1 protein-coding gene is annotated in these 579 nt (G+C 65.4%); it reads left to right on the plus strand.

Features of this window, described 5'->3' with window-relative positions; genetic code table 11:
* Window positions 1–97 precede the first annotated feature (97 nt).
* On the plus strand, window positions 98–544 hold the full coding sequence (locus AC1DP3_RS18380; RefSeq protein WP_477295819.1) for a single-stranded DNA-binding protein: 447 nt from the start codon (window positions 98–100) through the stop codon (window positions 542–544).
* Window positions 545–579 lie beyond the last annotated feature (35 nt).

Consider the following 579-nt stretch of genomic DNA (forward strand, 5'->3'; position numbering starts at 1 on the left):
TCACCGACGAGAGCGAATGGGACGCGTGGACCAGCCAGGCCCACGCCCACTGAGACACCCGAGCCCGGGCGCCTCACCAACAGGAAGGGAAACAACGATGACCACCAGAATCCCGGTCACCATCGAGGGCAACCTCACMGGTGACCCCGAACACGGCGCCGGGGAATCAGGCAACGAATACGCCCGGTTCACCATCGCCGTCAACGACCGCCGCCTCAACGACACCACCAACCGATGGGAAGACGCCGGCACCGTGTTCCACCGCGTCGTCGTGTTCAACCAGCAGTCCCGGCACGTCGCCGACTCGCTCCGCAAAGGCGACAGCGTCCTCGTCGCCGGCGACCTCCGATTCGGCACCTACACCGACAAGGAAACCGGGCAGACCCGCGAAACCCGCGACATCGTCGCCGACAACATCGGCGCATCACTGAAGTTCGCGGGAGTCACGGTGGACCGCTCCCCAAAAGCTGAAAGGCCCGCAGCAGACGCTACGGGCCCCACAGCAGTACCGGCCTCGTACGCCGGCACTGGGATGACACGCTGACCTGAACCAACAAGTAAGCGCGGCGGGAGTCACTG

It is taken from the genome of Microbacterium sp. P5_B6 (genome assembly GCF_056400345.1).